The organism is Pontibacter chinhatensis (genome assembly GCF_900113285.1).
GTDB classification, from domain to species: Bacteria; Bacteroidota; Bacteroidia; order Cytophagales; family Hymenobacteraceae; genus Pontibacter; species Pontibacter chinhatensis.
This window is the reverse complement of record NZ_FOOT01000001.1, coordinates 208,970-230,471: the sequence shown is the minus strand read 5'-3', so window position 1 is coordinate 230,471 and position 21,502 is coordinate 208,970. Positions and strand designations below refer to the sequence as shown.

Below are 21,502 nucleotides of genomic sequence, written 5' to 3'. Positions count from 1 at the left end.
CACACCCGTTTGCAGGTGTGCCCTTTGTTTTGGCGAATTGGCCTTATTTAAACTTGTCTTTCAGTATTTCAAACTCTACTGCCGGTGATATCCGCTCATAGAGGATGTGGTATACCGCCCTGGTGATGGGCATATCCACTTTTAGTTTTTTGTTCAGTTCGTAGATGCTTTGCACCGCGTAATAGCCCTCCGCCACCATGTTCATCTCCACCTGGGCCGATTTTACGGTGTAGCCCCTTCCAATCATGTTGCCGAAGGTTCGGTTCCGGCTGAACTGGGAGTATGCCGTTACAAGCAGGTCCCCGAGGTAGGCAGAGCCGGTCAGGGCGCGGTGGAGCGGCATTATTGCATCCAGGAACCGCTCGATCTCGAACATGGCGTTGGACACCAGCACCGCCTGAAAATTGTCGCCATAGTTTTGGCCACGGGCAATGCCGCAAGCCAATGCAATGATGTTTTTCATCACGGCGCAGTACTCTATTCCATCCAGGTCATCGAGCGGATTGGCCTTTACATAGCGGTTGCGGAGCAACTCGCAGAAACGGTCGGCAGTGGCCAGGTTATGGGAGCCAATCGTAAGGTAGGATTGCTTTTCCAGCGCCACTTCCTCAGCATGGCATGGTCCCGCGATAACCAGCAGGTTCTCGTCCTCCACGCCATACCTGCTCTTCACATAATCGGTAATCAGTACGTTCTCCTTCGGGATCATACCTTTGATAGCCGAAGCCACCACTTTTCCCGAAAAGGCATCCTCCGGCAGATCGGCCAGGGCTTGCTGCACAAAGGCTGCCGGCACGGCTAGTATCACCCAATCAGACGAGGCGACAACTGCCCGTATGTCCGTGGATGGCTCTACATAATCAAGGTCAAAAGACACCTGGCTTAGGTAGCGCGGGTTGTGTCTGAATTTAGTCAGGTGCTGCACATCGTTTCCGTTGCGCATCCACCAGTTTACTTGTGATTTATTCTCTGAGAGGATTTTAACGAGCGCTGTAGCCCAGCTTCCTCCTCCCAGTACTGCTATTTTCTCCAAGATTGTTACTTATTTTGACTCGGCGACAAGCGCCTGCTTGTTGAGCGATTTTTCATCCTTTACCGCCACTTTAGAGCCATTCTCCAACGTTTTGGAGACTGCCCGGAACGGACCGGCTACTACTTTCTGCCCTTTCTCTATCCCGCTCAGTATCTCGATGTTTTCAAAGTCGCTGATGCCGGTTTTAACTTTAACGGTTTTCACGGTGTTGTTTGCCTCGTCATATACAAACACCACTTCGTCTACCTGAGCGGCTGCCGTTGTTTTCTGCTGTTGCGCCTGCTGGTTTTGCTGGCCATTCTGCTCTGCTCCTTCCTCTTCGGATTCCTTTTCTTTGTCACCCTCTGGCTTAGCAGAACGGGTGGTAACGGCAGAAAGCGGTACAGAAAGCACGTTAGGCTTGCGCTCCGTTAAAATATCCACAGAGGCGGTCATGCCCGGGCGGAAAGGACGCACGGTAGCACCACGCAGGTGCTCGTAAGACTCGTTCAGCAGGCGGATACGTACCTCAAACTCCGTTACGGCCTCCAGGGTGGTGGCGTCTTTTGCGGTGTTGGCGATAGCAGTCACTACGCCCTTGAATTTCTCGTCGCGGCTGGCATAAGAGTCTACCTCCACTTCCACCGAGTCGCCCAGCGTTACCCGGATAATGTCGTTTTCATTCACGTTTACGCGTACCTCCATGTTGTTGAGGTTGGCAATGCGCATGATTTCGGTACCCGCCATCTGGGAGGTTCCTACCACACGCTCCCCACGCTCCACGTTCAGCTTGGAAACGGTGCCGCTTACAGGGGCGTAAATCGTAGTTTTGTTCAGGTTCTCGCGGGCATCTTTCAGGGAGGCAAGCGCATTCTGCACGTTATACTCTGCCGCTCTTACGCTTTGGCGGGCCGACTCCACTTCTGCCTTCGTTGCCAGGAAATTAGACTCTATTTGCTGCCACTCCGCCTGAGAGATCACTTTCTGCTCAAAAAGCGGCTGGTTGCGCTTGTAGTTTTGCTCTATCTGCACAAAGTTAGCCTCTGCCTGCGTTACCCGGGCCTTTGCCTGGGCCAGGTTGGCGCGCTGGGTGTTTACCATCGCCTGCTGCGCATCCACCATAGACTGGTAGTTGTCGGGGCGGATACGGAGCAACAGCTGGCCTTTCACCACTGAGTCGCCTTCCTCCACATTAAGCTCAATTATCTCACCAGACACATCCGGGCTGATTTTTACCTCCGTTTCAGGCTGCACTTTACCAGATGCACTGACTTTCTCTACAATGTCAGCGGGCTTTGCCTCTGCCAGCACCACTTCAATGCCTTCATCTTTGCCAATCCAGCCGGCTTTTTTGGCAACAATTAAAGAGATGATAAGCAAGCCAAGTACGCCGATAAGGATTGGGATCAGCTTCGATTTTTTCTTCGCCATAGTTGTTTAGAAAGATATGTCTTTACCCTGGTAAAAGTCCAGAACCTTTAGTTTAAAGATGTATTCATACTTGGACTGCAGCAGCTCGGACTGCGCACCGCGAAACGTGTTGGCTACAATCACATACTCCACGGAGTTGATGATGCCGGAGTTCAGCCTCAGCTCAGCGTTACGGACGTTACGCTCCGTTGCGCGCACCTGCTCCTTGGCCGCGATATACTTGCGCCGGGCCGCCACAGCATCCACCTGGGCCTGCTCAATGGTCTGACGCAGGTTATTGCGGGCAATATCGGCATTCAGGCTGGCATTCTCTTGCGACACAATGGCTCGCTGCACGTTGTTGCGTGCCTGGAATCCGTTGAAAATCGGAATAGACAGGTTAAAGCCAAACTGCTTGCCCACGTTGTCCTTCATCTGGTCAGTGAAGGAGTAGTCGTCGTACAGCAGGCTGCGCTGCCGGAAATAAACAGTTTGCTTGTTGGTTCCCTCCTGATTCAGGTATAAATCCTGAGGCACAAAGATAAAGTTTTCCGCGATAGCGAACTGTGCCGTGTTGTTGTACCTGGAGCTGATGCCCGCCCCAAAGCTTAGTCTTGGGAAATAAGCTCCTCTGGCCACATCCACGCCCTTTTCAGAGCTTCTTACCCGCAGGTCAGCCGCTTTAATGGCTGGCAATGTTTGCACAGCGGCGTCATATACTTGCGGCCCCTCCAGAATGGTAGGATCTTCGTCAGGCTCAGGCAGCTCGGGTATTTCAATTGCAAAATCATCGTGTGCCTGCACGTTCAGCAGCTGCATCAGGTTCAGGCGGGCAATGTCGCGCTGGTTCACGGCGTTTATCACGTTCAGCTCGTCTGTAGCCAGCTGCGACTCCAGATCCAGCACAGAGTTTTCGGCCACGCTACCTGCTTCGAACAATTTGCGGGTGCGCTCCAGCTGCTGTGTAGTTGCCTCGCGCTGTAACTCTGAGGTTTTGATCAGTTCGTCGGCAAAGAGGATGTTCAGGTAAGAAGTCACCACCTGAATGGTGATGTCGTTCTGGGCGGAAAGCACATCCTGATGGCTGGCCTCCAGCTCCAGTTTGTTCTGCTTCACCTGGTTTGTCAGACTAAAGCCCTGGAAAAGGGGCACCGAGGCGCTTGCCGAGAGGTTAGCCGTCTGGGCTTCCTGGTTCTGCACCGAGAAAGTTACCGGGTCCTGGAAGGAACCTGTGTTGAAGTAGTAGCTTCCGTTACCATTAAGTATAGGAAAACGGTTGAACTGCGACTGGCGGTAGTCAATCTCGTTTATTTTGCGGTTTAGGCCGCTCTGGCGCACCTGCAGGTTGTTTACTTTGGCGTATTCCACTGCTTCCAGCAGCGACCACACACCGTCCCCGCTCGGGTCTTGCTGGGCCCATGCCGCTGAGGTGCCTGCCAGGGATATGCCCAAAGCCAACAGCAGGGTTTTGGATGTTTTTCTCATAGTTATACTATAAACTATACTTTTTTACAGGTCGATGTTCGGAATGTAAGTCACGTGATGCACCCAGCTCAGCTGTTTCAGGTACTCCAGCGTGATAGGCTTTATACCTGAGTCCATTTCGATGAACTGCCGCGCCCGGTCATGCTTGCCCTTCCTGGAAACGTTCATTGTCGCAATGTTGCAGTCGTCGTGGGCCAGCACCGAGGCAATGAAAGCTATACTTCCCTTCACGTCGGCGGCATCAATAATGAGCGTGTGCAGCGTAGCCGAGAAGTTGGAATTGAATCCATCCACCTCAGAAATAATAATGACACCACCCCCACGGCTCTGCCCCACTACCTCCACCTCGCGGTCGCCGGCCTTCAGGTTGAGCTTTATCGTGTTGGGATGCATCGTAGAGGCGTTTCCGATAGAGCGGAACGTATACTTCAGGCCGCGCTCCTTGGCGTGGTCAAATGCTTCCTTGATGCGCTTATCGTCAGTTTTAAAATCCAGCAAGCCGGCAATAATGGCCCGGTCGCTGCCATGGCCCTCGTAGGTGCGGGCAAACGAGTTGTAGAAAGTAATAATCGCCTCCTCCGGCTGTGCTCCCAGAATTCGGATGGCAGCCCTGGCAATCCGCACTACCCCAGCCGTGTGTGAGCTGGAAGGTCCGATCATCACCGGTCCAATCATATCAAAAACACTGCTCTTCTCAGCCATACCTCAATATCGTAAAAACCAAATTTAGTAATTTCGCGCAAGCTTTGCGCTTTTTGTGGTTGAATTTAGGTTTATTTCTACAAACTTTAGGTTTCTATCTACAAAAACCCACCCGACCCCTATGAAGCGGTTGTGTCAGTTGGGTATGGGCCAACATCCAACGAGCTGTGGATTAGCTCCGTACGATAAAATAGTGCTTTATTGTATTCCGTGGCCGCGCGGCCTGTCAATGTTTTATTATTTTTGCGCAAATCACCTCACCATTACAGCAAACCGATGGAGCATACGTTCAAACCCGAAGTGCTGGAGCAGCTAAAGCGGCTGGAAGAAAAATACGTGCCGCTCGGGCAGGACCTGGCGGCCTACCTGGAGGGCCTCTACCATACTTCCTTCCTCTCCTACTGGGATTATATTCACCTGGATACGCTGCTGAGCCTGCAGAACCCGCGCACCAACATTCCGGATGAAAAGATCTTCATCATGTACCACCAGATAACGGAGCTATACTTTAAGCTCTGCCTGGAGGAGTACAGTCAAATTGGTGAGGACAAAGGAATTACGGGGGAGGTATTGAAGAAGCGCTTGATACGCATCAACCGCTACTTTGACAACCTGATCAACTCCTTTGATGTGATGGTGGATGGCATGGACCCGAAGCAGTTCCTGCAATTCCGGATGGCGCTGATGCCGGCCAGCGGGTTTCAGTCGGTGCAGTACCGCCTGATTGAAATCGCCTCCACGGACCTGCGTAACCTGGTGGATAAGGCCAAGCGTGCGGTGCTGGGCCTGGAGAGCACACAGGAAGAAATGATTGGCTGCATTTACTGGAAGGAAGGCGCCACTGAGGTGGCCTCCGGCGCCAAGACACTGACCCTGATCCAGTTCGAGGAAAAGTATACCGCCCAGCTCATCAGCTTTGCCAAGGAGTATACCGACAAAAACGTGTGGAGTGTGTACAAGCGCCTGCCCGAAGAAGAACAGCAGAACCCGAAGCTAAAGCAAGCCATGCGCGACCTGGACAGCAACGTAAACGTCAACTGGCCGCTGATGCACTACAAGTCCGCTGTGCGCTACCTGCAGCGCGACCCGGACGTGATAGCCGCCACTGGTGGCACCAACTGGCAAAAGTACCTGCCGCCGCGTTTCCAGAAACGCATCTTCTACCCTGAGCTGTGGAGCGAGCAGGAAACAACCGAGTGGGGCAAAGGCTGGGTGGACAAGGTGCTGAACGGAGATATATGAGTTGTTAGTTTATAGTTATTAGTTGTTGGTTGACTTTACAGAACTTACATAACCTGTGAAGCTTAAGCCGCTATACTTATACTTATACTTATACTTATACTTCAGAATTTATACCTCCGGAGTGAATTTGCAGCACCCCTCAAATGTTACATACCTGACTGGAGGACAAATTAACTGCTTACCTTTCCGATAAAGATTAACGAATCAACGCATAACGACTTTAAGGTTAACTACCTTACTAACTACCCATGAGAAAGAAAGAACTGGACCTGGTGCTTCCGCCAGAGCTGGCTTTTGATGCCCAGCAATTAGAAACGGAGATTCTGAAAAGCGCGAAAGTGCAGCCCGAGGAGGTCAAATTCCTCCATCGCGTCAAGCGCTCCATCGATGCGCGCGGCCGCCAGGTACTGGTACGTGTTCGTGCCGATGTATACCTGGACAATCCCCCAACCGATGTCCTCTCCCCAAAGTATAACTACCCAGATGTTTCCCTTGCCAAGCGTGTGGTGATTGTGGGAGCCGGTCCTGCCGGACTTTTTGCCGCCTTGCGTTGCATCGAGCTGGGCCTGAAACCCGTGGTGCTGGAGCGCGGCAAGGATGTAAGAAGCCGCCGCCGCGATTTGGCAGCCATCAACAAAGATCACGTGGTGAACCCGGACTCTAATTACTGTTTCGGGGAGGGCGGTGCCGGTACTTACTCCGACGGTAAGCTGTATACCCGCTCCAAAAAACGCGGCGACCTGCAGCGCATTCTGCAGATTTTTGTGCAGCACGGCGCCACCCCCGATATCCTTTTCGATGCCCACCCACACATTGGCACGAACAAACTGCCCAAAATTATAGAAGCCCTGCGTGAGTCGGTGCGACAAGCCGGCGGCGAAGTACTCTTTGATAAGCGCGTGACCGATTTTATACTAGATCGAGGCGAGATGCGCGGTGTGGTGACGCAGGATGGGCAGGAATACCTAGGCGAGTCGGTTATACTTGCCACCGGCCACAGCGCCCGCGACATTTTTGAGCTGCTGCACCATAAAGGCATCACCATAGAGGCCAAGCCATTTGCCATGGGCGTGCGCGTAGAGCACCAGCAGCAACTGATAGACAGCATCCAGTATAAGTGCGAAGACCGCGGGCCATACTTGCCGGCTTCCTCCTATTCACTGGTGCAGCAAACGTTCTACAAGGGTAAGCAGCGCGGTATTTTCTCGTTCTGCATGTGCCCTGGCGGTTTTATTGTGCCCTCGGCCACCGCTCCCGGCGAGGTGGTGGTCAACGGCATGTCGCCGAGCCGCCGCGACTCGCGCTTCTCCAATTCAGGCATCGTGGTAGCCATTGAGCTGGAGGACATGGAGCTGGAGAAGTATGGCCCGCTGGCCGGACTGCATATGCAGCAGGCGCTCGAGCAAAAGGCATGCGCCATGGCTGGTGGCACGCAAGCCGCACCTGCACAGCTGCTCAAGGACTTTGTGAACCGCAAGGTAAGCCAGGAGCTACTTGAGACGTCTTATCAGCCGGGCTTGGTTTCGGTGGATATGAACGACCTTTTCTCTGACGATATGGCCTTCAGGCTGCGGGAGGGATTTAAGGCCTTTGGCAATAAAATGCGTGGCTACCTAACTAACGAAGCGCAGATTGTGGGCGTTGAGAGCCGCACCTCCTCCCCTGTCCGCATCCCCCGCGACCGGGATACTCTGGAGCATGTGCAGGTGAAGGGATTGTACCCATGTGCCGAAGGAGCCGGTTATGCCGGGGGCATTGTATCGGCGGCGATGGACGGTGAAAGATGCGCTGAAAAAGCAGCCGTAAGGGCCGGTGTGGTATAATTTTATACTTCCATCAAAGTGTAAAATATAGCACCATAAGCTGCTTTATATAAAGGCTTTGTTCCTTTTTATACTTTGTGAAAATGCCTGATGTGCTAACCTTCGTATCAGGAGCATAGTACAAGACAGTAGATATTTGTAGAACCTGATTTTCCTATAAATGAAAAAGACAGTTGTATTAGGGGCTTCCGACAACCCAGACCGCTATGCTTACAAAGCAGTGCACAAGTTGCAGCGGCATGGGCATGAGGTAGTGCCTGTAGGCATAAAAAAGGCAGAAGTAGGCGGCTTGTCCATCGTTACAGATAAAGCGCAGCCGATTGAGGAGGTAGACACTGTAACGCTCTACGTGGGGCCGCGCAACCAACCTGTTTGGTATGATTATATCCTCAACCTCAAGCCAAAACGCATTATCTTTAACCCGGGCACGGAAAACCCAGAGCTCGAAAAGAAGGCAAAAGAGGCCAATATTGAAACGCTCCACCACTGCACCCTGGTGATGCTGGCCACCGATAGCTACTAACCAATTTTATACTTAAAGTATGAAACCTGCCTTAAAAGGCGGCGTATAAACTGAAAAAGAGCAGATGGCATTTGTTGTCTATGTTCTAAATAAGCAGGGATCTTGCATAAAGGTCCCTGCTTTGTTTTTATACCTCTTACGGATTATGTATCGCCGGCGGCTCCTGATCGCGCGGCTCTGAAGCCGTTGTATTGCTTGGGGCCGTGGTTTCTGCAGCAATTGGTGGTTCTGGTTCGTAGGATGAGACGTCCTCCAGATTGGGCTCCTCCATCTGGTAGCGCATGGTTGCGGCCAGGGCTGCATCCGGCAGGAAGTTGGTACTGGCGGTCTGTAGCTTGTTGGCAAGTCCGGATACCACGCGTGTCTCTCCTTTCATCAGGGCCTCATAACCTTCTCTGGCCACTTCCTCCGGCTCCGACAGGCTTCCGTTAGCCGCGCGCGTGTGGGCGGCCCCTGCCCTGCGGAAGAACATGGTGTTGCTCGCGCCTGGACAAAGCGCCGTTACCGTAATTTCAGTGTCTTTTAACTCATTCGACAGTGCCTCTGAAAAGGAAAGTATAAACGCCTTGGAGGCACCATACACGGCCATCAGCGGCGAGGGCATAAAAGATACCACCGAGGCCAGGTTCAGTATTTTGCCGGAGTTCCGCTGCTTCATCTCCTTCAGGAACAGCTTCGTCAGCTCCACAGGAGTGGTCACGTTAAGTTGAATGATGGCCTTCTCCCGCTCCAGGTCTGTGTCGAAGAACATGCCATGTACTCCCGCTCCGGCATTATTGACCAGGATATCTACCTGTAGTCCGGCCTCTTTCACCTCCTCGTATACTTCGCGGGGCGCCTCAGGCCGGGTTAGGTCTGAAGTGATGATGCACACATGCTCGAGTTGGTGCTGCTCCTGCAAGGAATAGCCTAGTTTGCGCATGCGCTCGGTACTGCGCGCCACCAGGATCAGGTTAAAGCCATCCTTAGCAAACAACCTGGCAAACTCCATCCCGAAGCCGTTGGATGCCCCTGTTATCAGTACGGTCTTGCCGCTGTTCTCTTTGTTATTCGTTTTCATAGCTCAAATTATAAAGTATAAATGCCTGTGTTGGTACCATGATTCTTCTTGTACAAGCACAGGCATTTTTTGGTTATACCTGATTCGAAAAGTTTAGGCAGCCTCGCGGCGCAGCACCTCCAGGGGCGGACGGCTCAGGATGCTGCGGCTGTTGAGCATGCCGATGAACACGGTAAGTATGGTAATGCCCAAAAACACGGGCAGCAGCGGCGTCAGGTCCGGCACAAAGGCAACCTCAAAGCTAAACACGGCCAGCGCCCAACTGGCACCAACAGCAAGTATAACGCCGGTCCCGGCGGCCAGAGCACCCAACAGCAGGTACTCGAAGGCGTTGATGCCCAGGATCTGCTTCCGGCTTGCGCCCAGGGTTCTGAGCAGCACACTTTCCTGCACCCGCTGGTACTTGCTGTTGTTAATAGAGCCAATCAGCACCAGCAAACCCGTGGTGATGCTGAACAGGGCCATAAAGCGGATGACAAAGGAAATCTTGCTCAAGATATCTTCGAGCGTCTCCAGAATCAGGCCCAGGTCGATGGCCGATACGTTCGGGAACTGCCGTACCAGCGTCTGCTGGAACTTGGCGGCCTGTTCGTCCGTGTCGGTACGCGTCATCAGCACATGAAACTGCGGCGCCTCCTCCAGCACCCCCTTCGGGAAAAGTATAGTAAAGTTTGTCTGCACCCGGTTCCACTCGATTTCGCGCAGGTGGGTGATGACTGTTGGAATTCTGGCGCCCTGCACGTTAAACACGAGCGTGTCTCCAAGCCCTGCTTTAAGCCGCTCTGCGTAGCGCTCATCTAATGAGACGGGTATAACCTCATCCTCCGCAGTGGCAACACCCTGCCAGGTACCCTCTACTGTCTTCTCAGAACTGATCAAGGAATCGCGATAGGTCACCCGGAACTCCCGCGTAAACGCCCTTTCCGAAATACCCAGCGTCGTGTCGGCACGCACGTCGGCCCCGGTCAGGCCGTTGACCTCCTCCAGGCGCATGGTTACCACCGGCACCGACTGCAGCACAGGCAGGCCCTCTTGTTTTGTGAGCGCCGTCACCTCCTCCTTCTGTGCGTTCTGGATGTCGAAAAGCACCATGTTCGGTTGGTTTTCACTCGCGGCAAAGGCAACCTCGCTCAGCAGGATGCGCTGCATCAGGAAAAGCGTGGCGATCAGCGCTGTGCCCAGTCCAATAGACACGGTGAGCAGCAGCGTCTGGTTGTTTGGCCGGTACAGGTTAGCTAGGCTCTGTCGCCACACGTAGCCCCAATGCACCGGGAAGAAGCGCTTCACAAGCCACATCATCAGCCTGGCAATCAGCGCCAGGACCACAAAGCCGAGCAGCACGCCTCCCGTAAAAGCCAGAGCCCGGAGCCAGGTACCCAACTGAAAGTATGAGAACAGGAAGATAAAGGCCACTATCAGAAAGTATACGCCCCAGCGCAGTTTGTCGGGTTGCTTCGACACATGCTCTATACCAGCTCTAAGCGTGATGAGCGGGGAAACTTTGCGAATGGTAAGCAGCGGCAGCAGCGCAAACAGCACGGCCACGATAACACCAATCCCAATACCTTGTAGCACCGCCCCCCAGGACACGGCCACCGTTACATCCACCGGCAAGAAGGTTCTAAACAGCTCCGGCAAGTATAGCTGTATCAGGCTACCCAGTAAAGCTCCGATCACAGAGCCAATCAGGCCCATGGCCACTACCTGAAACAGGTAAATGAGGAAAGCCTGGCTGCCGCTCACGCCCAGGCAGCGCAGTACGCCAATGGTAGCCAGTTTCTCGCGGATGTACACATGCACGGCGCTTGCCACGCCCACGCAACCCAGTAGCAAGGCCACAAAACCTACCAAAGCCAGGAAACTGGCCAGGTCTTCATAGGATTTTCCGGTGCTCTCCTTGCGGCTCTCGATGGTGTCATAGCCAAAGCCGGCTTCATCCAGGCGCTTTTCCAGGCGCTTCACCAGTTTATCCGGGTCTGTAGTCTCAGGCAGTTTATAGTAGTGGTAATAGCTCACGCGGCTGCCGCGTTGCACCAGCCCGGTTCCCTCCAGGTGATGGCGCGGAATGTATACAGCAGGGGCAACAGTGGCAGTCATAGCCGTTTGGCCGGGAATTTTGTGCAGAGCGCCGGCAATCTCAAAGGTCATATTCCCCACCTGAATTGAGTCGCCGGGCTTGGAGTTATACTGCAGCAGCAAAGTATGGTCTACCAGTGCCTTTCGTCCCCCCTCCCGGAACGTATGGCTGGCCTCTTTGGGCTCAGTTTCGATAGCACCGTAGTATGGGAAACCACCCTTCTCCAGCGCCCGCACCTGCACCAGTCGGGTGCCGCCGGAGGACTTGAACTGCACCATCGAGACAAAGCGCACCTCGTCGGAGCGGTCGCCCCCGATGGCGATGGAATCGAGGAGTTGCTGCTGGCTGGCTTCAATTTCCTTGTTGGCCGCGATAACCAGATCCGCTCCAATCAGCGATTTGGCCTGCTTGTCGATATCGGCGCGCAGGTTATCGGCAAAGGAGTTGATGGCCACCAGCGCCGCTATCCCAAGTATAATGGAGGAGATAAACAAGGCCAGCCTGCCCCGGTTCCGCCGGCTGTCGCGCCAGGCCATTTTCAGGAGCCAGCGCACATTTAGCGGTCGCTTGCCAGGTATAAATTCAGAGTTATCAGACACGTGGTTACTAATTTTGAATGAGAGATTGGGGGAATTAGTAATTAAGAATGAGTAATGAATAATCAATGGTCAATGATTCCTCACGACTTCTTAGTCATTACTAATTCCTCATTAATCATTAGTCATTGTCAATTACTCATTGCTCACTACTGCTGTCAACTGGTCTGATACCACCGTTCCGCCCTTAATTCGGATGATGCGATCGGTTTTCGCGGCCAGGTCCAGGTCGTGAGTCACCAGCACCAGCGTGGTGCCGGCTTCGCGGTTCAGGTCAAAGAGCAGTTTCTCTACGCGATCCCCGGTTTCTTCGTCCAGGTTGCCTGTGGGCTCATCGGCAAAAAGTATGGCGGGCTTGTTTGAAAAAGCCCGGGCCAGCGACACGCGCTGCTGCTCCCCGCCCGACAGCTGTGTTGGGTAATGGTCAGCCCGCTCGGCCAGGCCCACGCGGGCCAGCAGGTCCATGGCCTGCTGCTGCACGTTCCGTTCTCCGCGCAGCTCCATCGGCACCATCACGTTCTCCAGCGCTGTCAGGGTCGGTATGAGCTGAAAGTTCTGAAAGATAAAGCCCACGTACTGGTTGCGCACCTGCGCCCGTTCATCCTCGGAGAGGTTGTCCAGCGGAATCCCGTTCAGTATAACCGAGCCGGAGGAAGCCCTGTCCAGGCCGGCGCAGAGGCCCAGCAAAGTGGTTTTGCCACTTCCGGAGGGGCCTACAATGGAGCACACGTCCCCTGCCTCTAAGGAAAAATTTATACCTTGCAGTACCGTCAGGTGGCGGTCGCCGCTGTCGTAGGTCTTCTTCAGGTCTTTGATCTCAAGTATGGTCGACACAGATTTTTATAAGCTTTTAATGGACGATAAAAAAGGAAAACCGCTTCGTTTAATGCTGTCTTTTCCTTTCCGAACAAAATAACTCTTTGCCTACGTTATAGGTTTAGCCTTTGGCAAAGTATAAATTTAGAAAAATTTTACCCGATGACGATAAGGAATAAAATAATAGCAGTGGGCATGGCCGCCATCACTGTCCTCCACGGCTGCGGCGATGCCCAGACATCTGACCAAACTGTAGCAGAGCAAACCACTGGCACCACGTCCGGAAGCAGGCAAAAAGCAACTGCCGCCACCGAAACAAAAACCATCCTTTTCTTTGGCAACAGCCTGACCGCCGGCTATGGGTTGGAGGGTACGGAAGAAGCCTTCCCGGCTCTTATCCAGCAGAAAATTGATTCCCTGGAACTGCCGTACAAAGCCGTAAACGCCGGGCTGAGTGGTGAGACCACCGCCGGTGGCAAGAGCCGCATCGACTGGCTGCTAAAAAAACAGCAGGTGGATGTATTTGTGCTAGAGCTGGGTGCCAATGACGGACTGAGAGGTATTTCTACTAACGAGACGTACGCTAACCTGAAAGCTATCATTGAGAAAGTACGCGCCAGCAACCCGGATGTGCGGGTGGTGTTGACAGGCATGCAGATGCCACCCAGCATGGGCCAAAAGTATACGGAGGAATTCCGGCAGGTATTTACCCGCATTGCCGAGGAGGAAAATGTAGCGCTGGTGCCTTTCCTGCTGGAAGGTGTAGGCGGCGTGGCTGACCTCAACCAGGAAGACGGCATCCACCCTACGGCAGAGGGCCAGCATATACTGGCAAAAAATGTATGGGCTATACTGGGACCTATGCTGCAGGAGCAGGCGGCCGCATCCGAAGTATAAACCGGCTCTCAAAAAATATTTTAGAAATTTTTAGCCGTATTGTAACCTTATATACCCACTCCCGTTATTATGTATGGCTAAAAGTTGAAAATTTATTTTCAGAAACAAGAAACGGCTCCTGATATATTCGGGAGCCGTTTCTGCTTTTCTAGGGTTTTATACTTTTAAATTATTCTTCCGGCACCTCAAACTTGAGCTTCTCGGAAAGTATAAACGAAGCGCCTTTCTGCACCACCTGTGCGTCTTTGGGCAGTTCGCCCAATAATTTTACCTCCGTAAAACCGCTTTCTGTTACGCCAGTCTCTACCGGTATCATTTTAAAGGTAGCCTCATCCACCTGCTGGAAGATGTACGGCTTGCTTTGATACAGCACAATGGCTTCCTCCGGTACTGAGAGCGCCTGGTGTTTGCCAGTCAGGATAAACCCGTTGATGTACATGCCCGGCAGCAAGCCCTTGTTTTTGTTGTTCTTGATCTCGGCGTGCACCGGCACGGCGCGCATCTCTCCCTCAAAGGATTTACCGATAGCAAAGACTTCTGCCTCTACTTCCTGGTTAGAAACGTTTGGCAAGGTGAAAACCACCCGCTGTCCCTTTTCCAGCTTCGAGAAGTCTTTCTCAAAAACGTTCAGGTCCAGGTGCAAATGGCTATCGTCGATGATCTGCAGGATGGGCTGGTTCGGCTCGGCGTAGCTGCCCAGGTTTGCCCTCACTGTTTGCACATAGCCTGAGATAGGCGCTGTCAGGTTCAGGGTGCGGGTAATGCGGCCATTCTCAACGCTTTTCGGTGAGATGCCCAGGGTTTGCAGCTGCTCTCTCAGGGAGTTGAGCTTTGCCTGCAGCACCTTCACCTCAGCACCCGCCTGTTGGTAGCGCTTCAGGGCGCCCACCTGCTCGTCGGCCAGCATTTGCTGCCGCTCCAGCTCCTGCCGGGCCATACTTAGCTGGCTGCTCGTCGACAGGTAGGACTCCTGCATATTGAGCAGGTCCGGGTTCTCGATGGTCGCCAGCACTTTGCCTTTCTGCACAAAATCCCCTTCAATCACATGGATGCTGCGCACCATGCCGCCTACCAGCGGACTCACACTGGCCAAGCCCTGCGGCGGCAGCGAGAGCTGTCCTTTTGCAGGAACTCTGGAGGACAGGCTTCGCTCCTGCAGCGGGCCAACCTCCAGTTTACTTACCTGCTGCATCTCTTTCGAGAAATTCACCAGGTCTGGCGCTGCTGCAGCGGCAGGTGCTGCTTCTGCAGCTTCTGTTTGGGTGGCAGGCTCCCCTTGCTCTGATGAGCAGCCAGTGGTTAAAAGTATAGCGGCAAGGGCAGCCGGTACAATATATCGTGTCATGTTATTCTTCTCCGGTTAAAAACTGTAGGTTAATGATGCTCTGGTTATAGTGCAGCAGCGCGTTCAGGTATTGCAGTCGCAAGGTATAGGCCTGGTCCATGGCTTGCACAAACTCCACGTAGTCCACTTCCCCGAGCCTGAAGCTCAGGTTGGCAGCCTTTTCCAGTTGGTTTGCCTGCTGCAGTGCTCCCTGCTCGTAGTACTGTAGTTGCTGCGCCTGCTTTTGCAGCTCCTGAAACGCGTTCTGCAGATCTGTCTCCAGTTGCTTTTCCTGGGCGTCGGCCTGTTTCTGCACGGCCTGTTCGTTCAGGCGGGCAGCACTGATTTTAGACTTCTGGGCACCAAACCACAACGGCACCGAAATGCCTGCTTCCACGCCCGTAAAACGGTCAGAGTTGCCGTATACCAAACCAGGGTCACGCGCGGGGCTCTCACCGATAAAAGTCTGGTTGAAATAGCCGATACTGAAATCCGGCAGCAGGCGGGCTTTCTCTAGTTTCGTCTGTTGCCTGGCCACCTGAACTTCGCTTTGCAGCAGTTGCAGCCATACTTGCGCGGCAGCTGTGTCGGCTAACACCACAGAACTATGCTTTTGCTGCGGCGTAACGATAAACTGCACCGCTCCTTTCGGGGCATGCAGCAGCTGCACCAGCCTGTTCTCCGCTATCCTGGCGTCGGCATTGGCCTGCGCCAGTTCGGCCTGCAGCCCAAGCCTTCTGGCTTCTGCGGTGGCTCGTTCCAAAGCGCCCGTCTCGCCGGCTTTCTCGCGTACTCGGGCGGCACGCTCAAAATTGGCAAAGAGGGAGTCCTGGGCCTGTAAAAGCTGTGTTCTGCTCTGGATGTGCTGCCACTGCTCAAATGCCAGCTTCACATCGCGCAGCACCTGTCGCTCCGTGATCCGTTGCCGTACTTCTGCCTGACTTGCATGGGCATCCGCTAGCTTCGCCTGCCGCCCGTAAACGGTTGGAAAGGCAAACTGTTGGGAGATGGTAATTTCTTCATCTCTTTCGGCTGTGCTGATCTGGCCGCGCTTATAGTTCAGGCTGGTTTTGGGCAGATCAAACGCTGCACCTTTCAGGGCTTTTTGCTGGGCTGTCTGCAACTGGGCGGCCTGCAGCGACGGGTTATTTTCGCGGGCATACTGCAGCGCCCCCTGCAGGTCCAGTTGCTGTGGCGCCTGCTGTGCCTGCACTGTAAAGGTGCTTCCAAAGTATAAACCAATGCCTAGCAACAACGCCACTACCGGGTGCACTTTCACCGGCTTCAGTTTTCTCTCTTCGCGGGATGTAAAGATGTAATACAGCACCGGCAGCACCACGAGCGTTAGCAAGGTAGAGGTTACCAGGCCGCCAATCACCACGGTGGCCAGCGGCTTCTGTACCTCCGCACCTGCCGAGGTGGACAGGGCCATCGGCAGGAAGCCCAGTGCCGCCACCGATGCCGTCATCAGTACCGGACGCAGGCGCACCGTCGTGCCCTCTATCACCCGTTCATATACATTGTCCCAGCCTTCCTTTTTAAGCTGGTTCAGGTAGCCGATGAGCACAATACCGTTGAGTACAGCCACCCCAAAGAGGGCGATAAAGCCTACCCCCGCCGAGATACTGAACGGCATGTCACGGAGCCAGAGTGCAAAGATGCCCCCGATAGCTGCCAACGGAATGGCCGTAAAAATCAGCAGGCTTTGCTTCACGGAGTGGAAGGTAAAGTACAGCAGCACCAGGATGAGCAGTAGTGCGGCCGGCACGGCTATCTGCAGGCGCTGCTTGGCGTTGATCAGGTTTTCGAACTGACCACCATAGGTAATATAGTAACCGGCCGGAAGCTTCAGCTCCTGCTCCAGTTTCAGCCTTACCTCTTCCACTATCGATTCCACATCGCGGTCGCGGACGTTGAAACCAACCACAATGCGGCGCTGCCCTTCTTCGCGGGATATCTGCATCGGGCCGTTTTCGTAGCGGATGTCGGCTACTTGTAGCAGCGGCACCTGCCCGCCATTCGGAAGCGGCACAAACAAATCTTCAATGTCGTTCAGGTTCCGTCGGTAATCCTGCTGCAGGCGCACTACCACGTCAAAGCGGCGGTCGCCTTCGTAAACCGAACCGGCAGCCTCTCCGGCAAAAGCAGTGCGCAGCACGCGGTTCACGTCCTGCACGTGCAGGCCATACTGTGCCAGCTTTTCACGTTTCAGGTCCACCACAATCTGCGGCAGTCCCGTCACCTCTTCCACAAACATATCCTGCGCCCCACGCACCGGACGAATCAATCGCTCGGCATCGGCAGCCAGTTCACTTAGTTTATCCAGGTCCTCACCGTATATCTTCACGGCCACATCCTGGCGGGCACCGGTTATCAGTTCGTTAAAGCGCAGCTGTATCGGCTGTTGGAAGCCATAGTTTACTCCCGGAAGCACCTGCAGCGCCGAGTCCATCTTAGCAGCCAGCTCTTCACGGGTGCTGGCACTCGTCCACTCGTCGCGGTCCTTGAGCAAGATCATCACGTCGGCAGCTTCAATCGGCATCGGGTCCGTCGGGATTTCGGCTGTACCGATCTTACCGATCACCTCTTTCACCTCCGGGAAGTTTTTCTGCAATATCTCGCTGGCTTTTAGGGTGGTTTGGATCGTCTGTTCCAGCGAAGCGCCCGGCACCAGGCGCAGGTCCATGGCAAAGTCACCTTCGTCGAGCTGCGGGATGAACTCTCCGCCCATGCGGCTGAACACCACCAAACTGATGGCCAGCAAACCGACAGCTGTGCCAAGTATGACAGCCTTGCTGCGCAGCGCGAAACGGATAACCGGCTGGTAGGCAGCCATAATCTTCTCCATGATGCGGTCGGAGATGTTGCGCTTGTGTTTCGTCTTTTTGCTCAGGGCCAATGTCGAGATCATCGGCACGTATGTCAGCGAAAGTATAAAAGCACCCAAAATGGCAAAGCTCACCGTCTGCGCCATTGGCTTAAACATTTTTCCTTCGATGCCCACCAGCGCCATAATAGGCAGGTAAACAATCAGGATGATGAGCATGCCGAAAGCTGCAGAGTTCATGATCTTTGAGGCGGCGCTTTCTACTTCCAGGTCCATTTCTTTCTGGGTGAGCCTTCGGAGCGGCAGGTTGGCGTTTTTGCTGACGATAAAGTGCAGCACCGATTCCACAATGATCACCGAACCGTCTACAATCAGACCAAAGTCGATAGCGCCCAAGCTCATCAGGTTACCCGACACCCCAAACAAGTTCATCATGGTGATGGCAAACAGCATGGACAGCGGGATAACCGAGGCTACCACCAGGCCAGCCCGCAGGTTACCGAGCAGCAGCACCAGTACGAATACCACAATAAGACCGCCCTCGATCAGGTTTTTGGTTACCGTGTTCACGGCTCGCTCCACCAGTTCACTACGGTCGAGGTAGGCGTCAATCACAAGCCCTTCCGGCAGGGAGTTCTGTATCTCCGCCACGCGCTGCTGCACGTCCTTTATCACCTGTGAGGAGTTGGCATCCTTGTACATGAGCACAATGCCGCCCACTACTTCCCCCTCGTTGTTACGGGTAAGGGCGCCGTAGCGCACCGGGTGGCCATACTTCACTTCCGCCACATCGTTTACCAGTACCGGCACGCCGCTGCGGTTGTTTATTACAATCTGCCCTATGTCCTCGAGCTCGTTCACCATGCCCAGGCCACGGATAAAGAAGGCGCTGTTATTTTTCTCGATGTAGGCGGCGCCGGTGTTTTCGTTATTGGTGCCAATGGCTTCCAGCACGTCCGGCACCGTCAGGTTAAAGCTGCGCAGGCGGTCTGGATGCAGGGCCACTTCATACTCTTTCATAAATCCACCGAAGCTGCTCACGTCGGCCACGCCGGGCGTGCTCAGCAACTGCCGGCGCACTATCCAGTCCTGGATGGTGCGCAGTTCCATCGGGGTATAATCTTTCGGGCTGTTGGGTTTCTGGTGGATGGTGTACTGATAAATCTCGCCCAGGCCGGTACTAACCGGAGCCATTTCCGGCTTGCCCACGCCCGGTGGAATCTCTTCCACGGCCATATCGAGGCGCTCTTTAATGAGCTGGCGGGCCAGGTAAATGTCCACGTCGTCGTCGAAGACAACGGTAATGACAGAGAGGCCAAAGCGCGACACTGAGCGCATTTCAATCACGTCGGGGGTGTTGGCCAAGGCTATTTCAATGGGGGTGGTTATAAAGCGCTCCACTTCCTGAGCGGCCAGTGTAGGCGAAGAGGTAACCACCTGCACCTGGTTGTTGGTGATGTCGGGAACGGCGTCTACGGGCAGTTTGGTGAGGTTGTAGATGCCCACCACCACCAACGCCAGCACCATCAGCCCCACCACCAGTTTGTTATGGATGGAGAAACTAATTATCTTCTGAAACATGAGGTTTAGTTTAATTCGAAATGTAAAAGACCGGCGCAAGGTATAAGCCAGCCGCAATTGGCGGCAGGCACAAAGTATAAACCTGCTTTATACTTTACCGGATAAGCGGGTGAATTAAACTACTAGCCGTGGCGGGTGCCACCACACAAAAGCAACTTTTTTTACCTGTTGCTCCTGCAGTTGCACAGGCTGGCTCTGCGGCTCTACAAAAAACCTGAAAACCAGCTGGGTAAAATCGTTCGTGACAATCAGTGTGGCGCAGCAGCCACAGGAGCAGAACACCGGACAGGTGTCCTCGTGAAAGGGACTTTCCCCAGTCGTCTGGGTCGGGTCCACCACCTGGTGCGCATGCTCATGCTGGTCCGGCACCATATCGGTACAAGGCAGCCAGGACATCCAAAGCAACAGCAACGACATGAAAAGGGTGGCAATCCTCATAAATGTAAAGTTACAACGCACATATCATATATCCATACCTTGTCCCTCATTCAGACGCATTCTAAACATTGCGTGTAATTTTTTATAGTTGATGTTCAACTATTTATAGTAGGCATCTTGGGTGGTTAGAAAAAAAGAATAAAATTTATACTTCCCCAGGCAACCTCCTTCACCAGGTGTGCATCTAGAGGGTAAAGAGCAACGAAGGCTCGGAACAGATAAAAACCAGGCATATAGACTAAACTTTTACCAGGCGTGACAGAAGCAGAACTGATAGCAGGATGCCAGCAGGCAGACGGGAAGGCGCAGAAGCTCCTGTACGAGCGCTTTGCTTCGCAGATGTACGGCGTGTGCCTGCGTTACCTTAAAAACCAGATGGATGCCGAAGAAGCACTGCTGAACGGGTTTATGAAAATCTACCAGCACATAGACCGCTTTGAGGGCAAAGGTAGTTTTGAAGGCTGGGTACGCCGCATCATGGTAAACGAGTCGCTGGCTTTTCTGCGCAAGAAGGAGCCCCTGCATATTGCCATAGAGGACAGCTACATACAGGTGGCCAACCCCACCAGTGCCGACCACGACCTGGCAGAGGGCGAATTGCTGGAGCTGCTCCGGACTTTGCCGGCCGGTTACAGGGCTGTTTTTAACCTTTATGCCATAGAAGGATACTCACATAAGGAAATAGCTGATATGCTCGGAATTACCGAAGGCACTTCCAAGTCGCAGTTGAGCAAGGCCCGTACCATGCTGCAACGCCGCCTGGAGGGCCAGGAAGCTGTAGCCTGAAAATTGAAGGAGGAAAAGACATGAAACCAGAAGAGATAGACAAATTATTTAAGGAGCGCCTCGGCAACTCCTCTCCTACGCCCCCGGCCGACCTGTGGGCCCGCCTGCAGGAGCGCATGGAGGAAGGCCATGAAAAACCCCTTGTGATACTGACACCTGAGGCGGAACAGAAAAGTGAAGGCAAGCAGCGCTTCATGTGGATTTACTCCGCTGTGGCAGCCACCTTATCGCTGCTGCTGGCCGTGGGCGTAGTGTTCTACAACATCAACACCGGCACACCGGAAATCAGCGGCACCCTCACCAAGTATGACAACCAACTGCCGGAAACCAACCCAGCTGCAGAACCCATACTTCTTCCGGTGCCAGAAAGCGATCCGGCTGAAGGTATGATGGCCCAGCAGGAGCCCGCCGAGGAAAATGCGGTAGAAGCTGAAAAAATTTCTGCCTCCCAGGCAACCACTCCAATAGCATCTGCATCTACCCTTACAAAGAAGCCTGCCAGCAAAGGAACAATGGCTAAGGTGACGACCAAAGCCACTCCGGAGCAGCGCAAAACTATGGATCCAGCAATTGAAGCTTCTAAGACAGATGTGCAGACGGCCATCGCAGCAAACATTACCCCAGAGGCACCTGTAACACATCCTGCCAGTGCCAACCTGAATGCCGAGCCAGTGGAGATCATCATCAAGCGCGCGGTAGCCGCCCAGACTGAAATGCCGGTGGAAGGCGGGCAGGAAAGCCGTGGCGACAAGAAGGCGCTGGCCAAGAACATCTTCAAACAGGTGCGCAACCTTGCCTCCGGCCAGGGGGTGGAGCTGGAAGAACTGGGCATCCGGGCCGACCGGGTGGCGCTCGAAACGCAGATCGGCAAACAGAAAATCTCAAAAGTGATCAACCTCTAAA

General features: G+C 53.8%; 16 protein-coding genes. 6 read left to right on the top strand and 10 right to left on the bottom strand.

The genetic code is table 11. From position 1 onward, the window contains the following. Positions 1–43 precede the first annotated feature (43 nt). The 4 genes from BM040_RS00945 to sdaAB are packed head-to-tail and all read right to left on the bottom strand — an operon-like array spanning position 44 to position 4,609. Complete coding sequence (locus BM040_RS00945; protein WP_092098121.1) at positions 44–1,033, bottom strand: NAD(P)H-dependent glycerol-3-phosphate dehydrogenase; 990 nt, start codon at positions 1,031–1,033, stop codon at positions 44–46. A gap of 9 nt (positions 1,034–1,042) precedes the next feature. After that, positions 1,043–2,443 (bottom strand): efflux RND transporter periplasmic adaptor subunit, encoded by a 1,401-nt coding sequence (locus BM040_RS00940; RefSeq protein WP_092098119.1) that lies wholly within the window; start codon positions 2,441–2,443, stop codon positions 1,043–1,045. A gap of 6 nt (positions 2,444–2,449) precedes the next feature. Then, positions 2,450–3,907, bottom strand: coding sequence for a TolC family protein (locus BM040_RS00935; protein ID WP_092098117.1), 1,458 nt, complete (start codon positions 3,905–3,907; stop codon positions 2,450–2,452). A 24-nt stretch (positions 3,908–3,931) separates the two neighbouring features. Then, positions 3,932–4,609, bottom strand: coding sequence for an L-serine ammonia-lyase, iron-sulfur-dependent subunit beta (gene sdaAB / locus BM040_RS00930; protein WP_092098115.1), 678 nt, complete (start codon positions 4,607–4,609; stop codon positions 3,932–3,934). A 276-nt stretch (positions 4,610–4,885) separates the two neighbouring features. Here sdaAB and BM040_RS00925 point away from each other — a divergent pair, with 276 nt between their 5' ends. The 3 genes from BM040_RS00925 (at position 4,886) to BM040_RS00915 (ending at position 8,197) form a co-directional block, all read left to right on the top strand. After that, positions 4,886–5,851: a tryptophan 2,3-dioxygenase family protein gene (locus BM040_RS00925; protein ID WP_092098113.1), complete on the top strand. Its 966-nt coding sequence runs from the start codon at positions 4,886–4,888 to the stop codon at positions 5,849–5,851. 248 nt (positions 5,852–6,099) lie between these two features. Next, positions 6,100–7,674, top strand: a complete 1,575-nt coding sequence (locus BM040_RS00920; protein ID WP_092098111.1) for an NAD(P)/FAD-dependent oxidoreductase — start codon at positions 6,100–6,102, stop codon at positions 7,672–7,674. 160 nt (positions 7,675–7,834) lie between these two features. Next, a complete protein-coding gene (locus BM040_RS00915) occupies positions 7,835–8,197 on the top strand; it encodes a CoA-binding protein (RefSeq protein ID WP_092098108.1) in 363 nt (120 codons plus the stop codon). A 136-nt stretch (positions 8,198–8,333) separates the two neighbouring features. Here BM040_RS00915 and BM040_RS00910 read toward each other — a convergent pair whose 3' ends face one another. From BM040_RS00910 to BM040_RS00900, 3 genes are all read right to left on the bottom strand, one after another. Continuing rightward, positions 8,334–9,257, bottom strand: a complete 924-nt coding sequence (locus BM040_RS00910) for an SDR family NAD(P)-dependent oxidoreductase (RefSeq protein ID WP_092098106.1) — start codon at positions 9,255–9,257, stop codon at positions 8,334–8,336. Positions 9,258–9,350: 93 nt separating this feature from the next. Beyond that, complete coding sequence (locus BM040_RS00905) at positions 9,351–11,933, bottom strand: ABC transporter permease (RefSeq protein WP_317040145.1); 2,583 nt, start codon at positions 11,931–11,933, stop codon at positions 9,351–9,353. Positions 11,934–12,065: 132 nt separating this feature from the next. Beyond that, complete coding sequence (locus tag BM040_RS00900) at positions 12,066–12,764, bottom strand: ABC transporter ATP-binding protein (RefSeq protein WP_092098104.1); 699 nt, start codon at positions 12,762–12,764, stop codon at positions 12,066–12,068. Positions 12,765–12,908: 144 nt separating this feature from the next. On the opposite strand from BM040_RS00900, the gene BM040_RS00895 reads away from it, so the two are divergent. After that, on the top strand, positions 12,909–13,643 hold the full coding sequence (locus BM040_RS00895; RefSeq protein WP_092098103.1) for an arylesterase: 735 nt from the start codon (positions 12,909–12,911) through the stop codon (positions 13,641–13,643). Positions 13,644–13,812: 169 nt separating this feature from the next. On the opposite strand, the gene BM040_RS00890 is transcribed toward BM040_RS00895, so the two are convergent. The 3 genes from BM040_RS00890 to BM040_RS00880 form a co-directional block, all read right to left on the bottom strand. Then, a complete protein-coding gene (locus BM040_RS00890) occupies positions 13,813–14,988 on the bottom strand; it encodes an efflux RND transporter periplasmic adaptor subunit (protein WP_092098101.1) in 1,176 nt (391 codons plus the stop codon). Between the two features lies 1 nt (position 14,989). Continuing rightward, entirely contained in the window at positions 14,990–19,375 is a 4,386-nt protein-coding gene (locus BM040_RS00885) for a CusA/CzcA family heavy metal efflux RND transporter (protein WP_092098099.1), read from the bottom strand. Positions 19,376–19,489: 114 nt separating this feature from the next. Further along, on the bottom strand, positions 19,490–19,813 hold the full coding sequence (locus BM040_RS00880) for a hypothetical protein (RefSeq protein WP_092098097.1): 324 nt from the start codon (positions 19,811–19,813) through the stop codon (positions 19,490–19,492). Positions 19,814–20,068: 255 nt separating this feature from the next. Between BM040_RS00880 and BM040_RS00875 the strand changes: the two genes are divergently transcribed. Together BM040_RS00875 and BM040_RS00870 are read left to right on the top strand one after the other, a co-directional pair. Continuing rightward, positions 20,069–20,599, top strand: coding sequence for an RNA polymerase sigma factor (locus BM040_RS00875; RefSeq protein ID WP_092098095.1), 531 nt, complete (start codon positions 20,069–20,071; stop codon positions 20,597–20,599). 20 nt (positions 20,600–20,619) lie between these two features. After that, the gene (locus BM040_RS00870) at positions 20,620–21,501 is read left to right on the top strand and encodes a hypothetical protein (RefSeq protein WP_092098093.1); all 882 of its coding nucleotides are present in this window, start codon (positions 20,620–20,622) and stop codon (positions 21,499–21,501) included. Position 21,502 lies beyond the last annotated feature (1 nt).

Coding starts and splice junctions, on each gene's coding strand:
- BM040_RS00940 (WP_092098119.1), bottom strand. CDS start 2,443: ATGGCGAAGAAAAAATCGAAGCTGATCCCAATCCTTATCGGCGTACTT.
- BM040_RS00935 (WP_092098117.1), bottom strand. CDS start 3,907: ATGAGAAAAACATCCAAAACCCTGCTGTTGGCTTTGGGCATATCCCTG.
- sdaAB (WP_092098115.1), bottom strand. CDS start 4,609: ATGGCTGAGAAGAGCAGTGTTTTTGATATGATTGGACCGGTGATGATC.
- BM040_RS00925 (WP_092098113.1), top strand. CDS start 4,886: ATGGAGCATACGTTCAAACCCGAAGTGCTGGAGCAGCTAAAGCGGCTG.
- BM040_RS00920 (WP_092098111.1), top strand. CDS start 6,100: ATGAGAAAGAAAGAACTGGACCTGGTGCTTCCGCCAGAGCTGGCTTTT.
- BM040_RS00915 (WP_092098108.1), top strand. CDS start 7,835: ATGAAAAAGACAGTTGTATTAGGGGCTTCCGACAACCCAGACCGCTAT.
- BM040_RS00910 (WP_092098106.1), bottom strand. CDS start 9,257: ATGAAAACGAATAACAAAGAGAACAGCGGCAAGACCGTACTGATAACA.
- BM040_RS00895 (WP_092098103.1), top strand. CDS start 12,909: ATGACGATAAGGAATAAAATAATAGCAGTGGGCATGGCCGCCATCACT.
- BM040_RS00890 (WP_092098101.1), bottom strand. CDS start 14,988: ATGACACGATATATTGTACCGGCTGCCCTTGCCGCTATACTTTTAACC.
- BM040_RS00885 (WP_092098099.1), bottom strand. CDS start 19,375: ATGTTTCAGAAGATAATTAGTTTCTCCATCCATAACAAACTGGTGGTG.
- BM040_RS00880 (WP_092098097.1), bottom strand. CDS start 19,813: ATGAGGATTGCCACCCTTTTCATGTCGTTGCTGTTGCTTTGGATGTCC.
- BM040_RS00870 (WP_092098093.1), top strand. CDS start 20,620: ATGAAACCAGAAGAGATAGACAAATTATTTAAGGAGCGCCTCGGCAAC.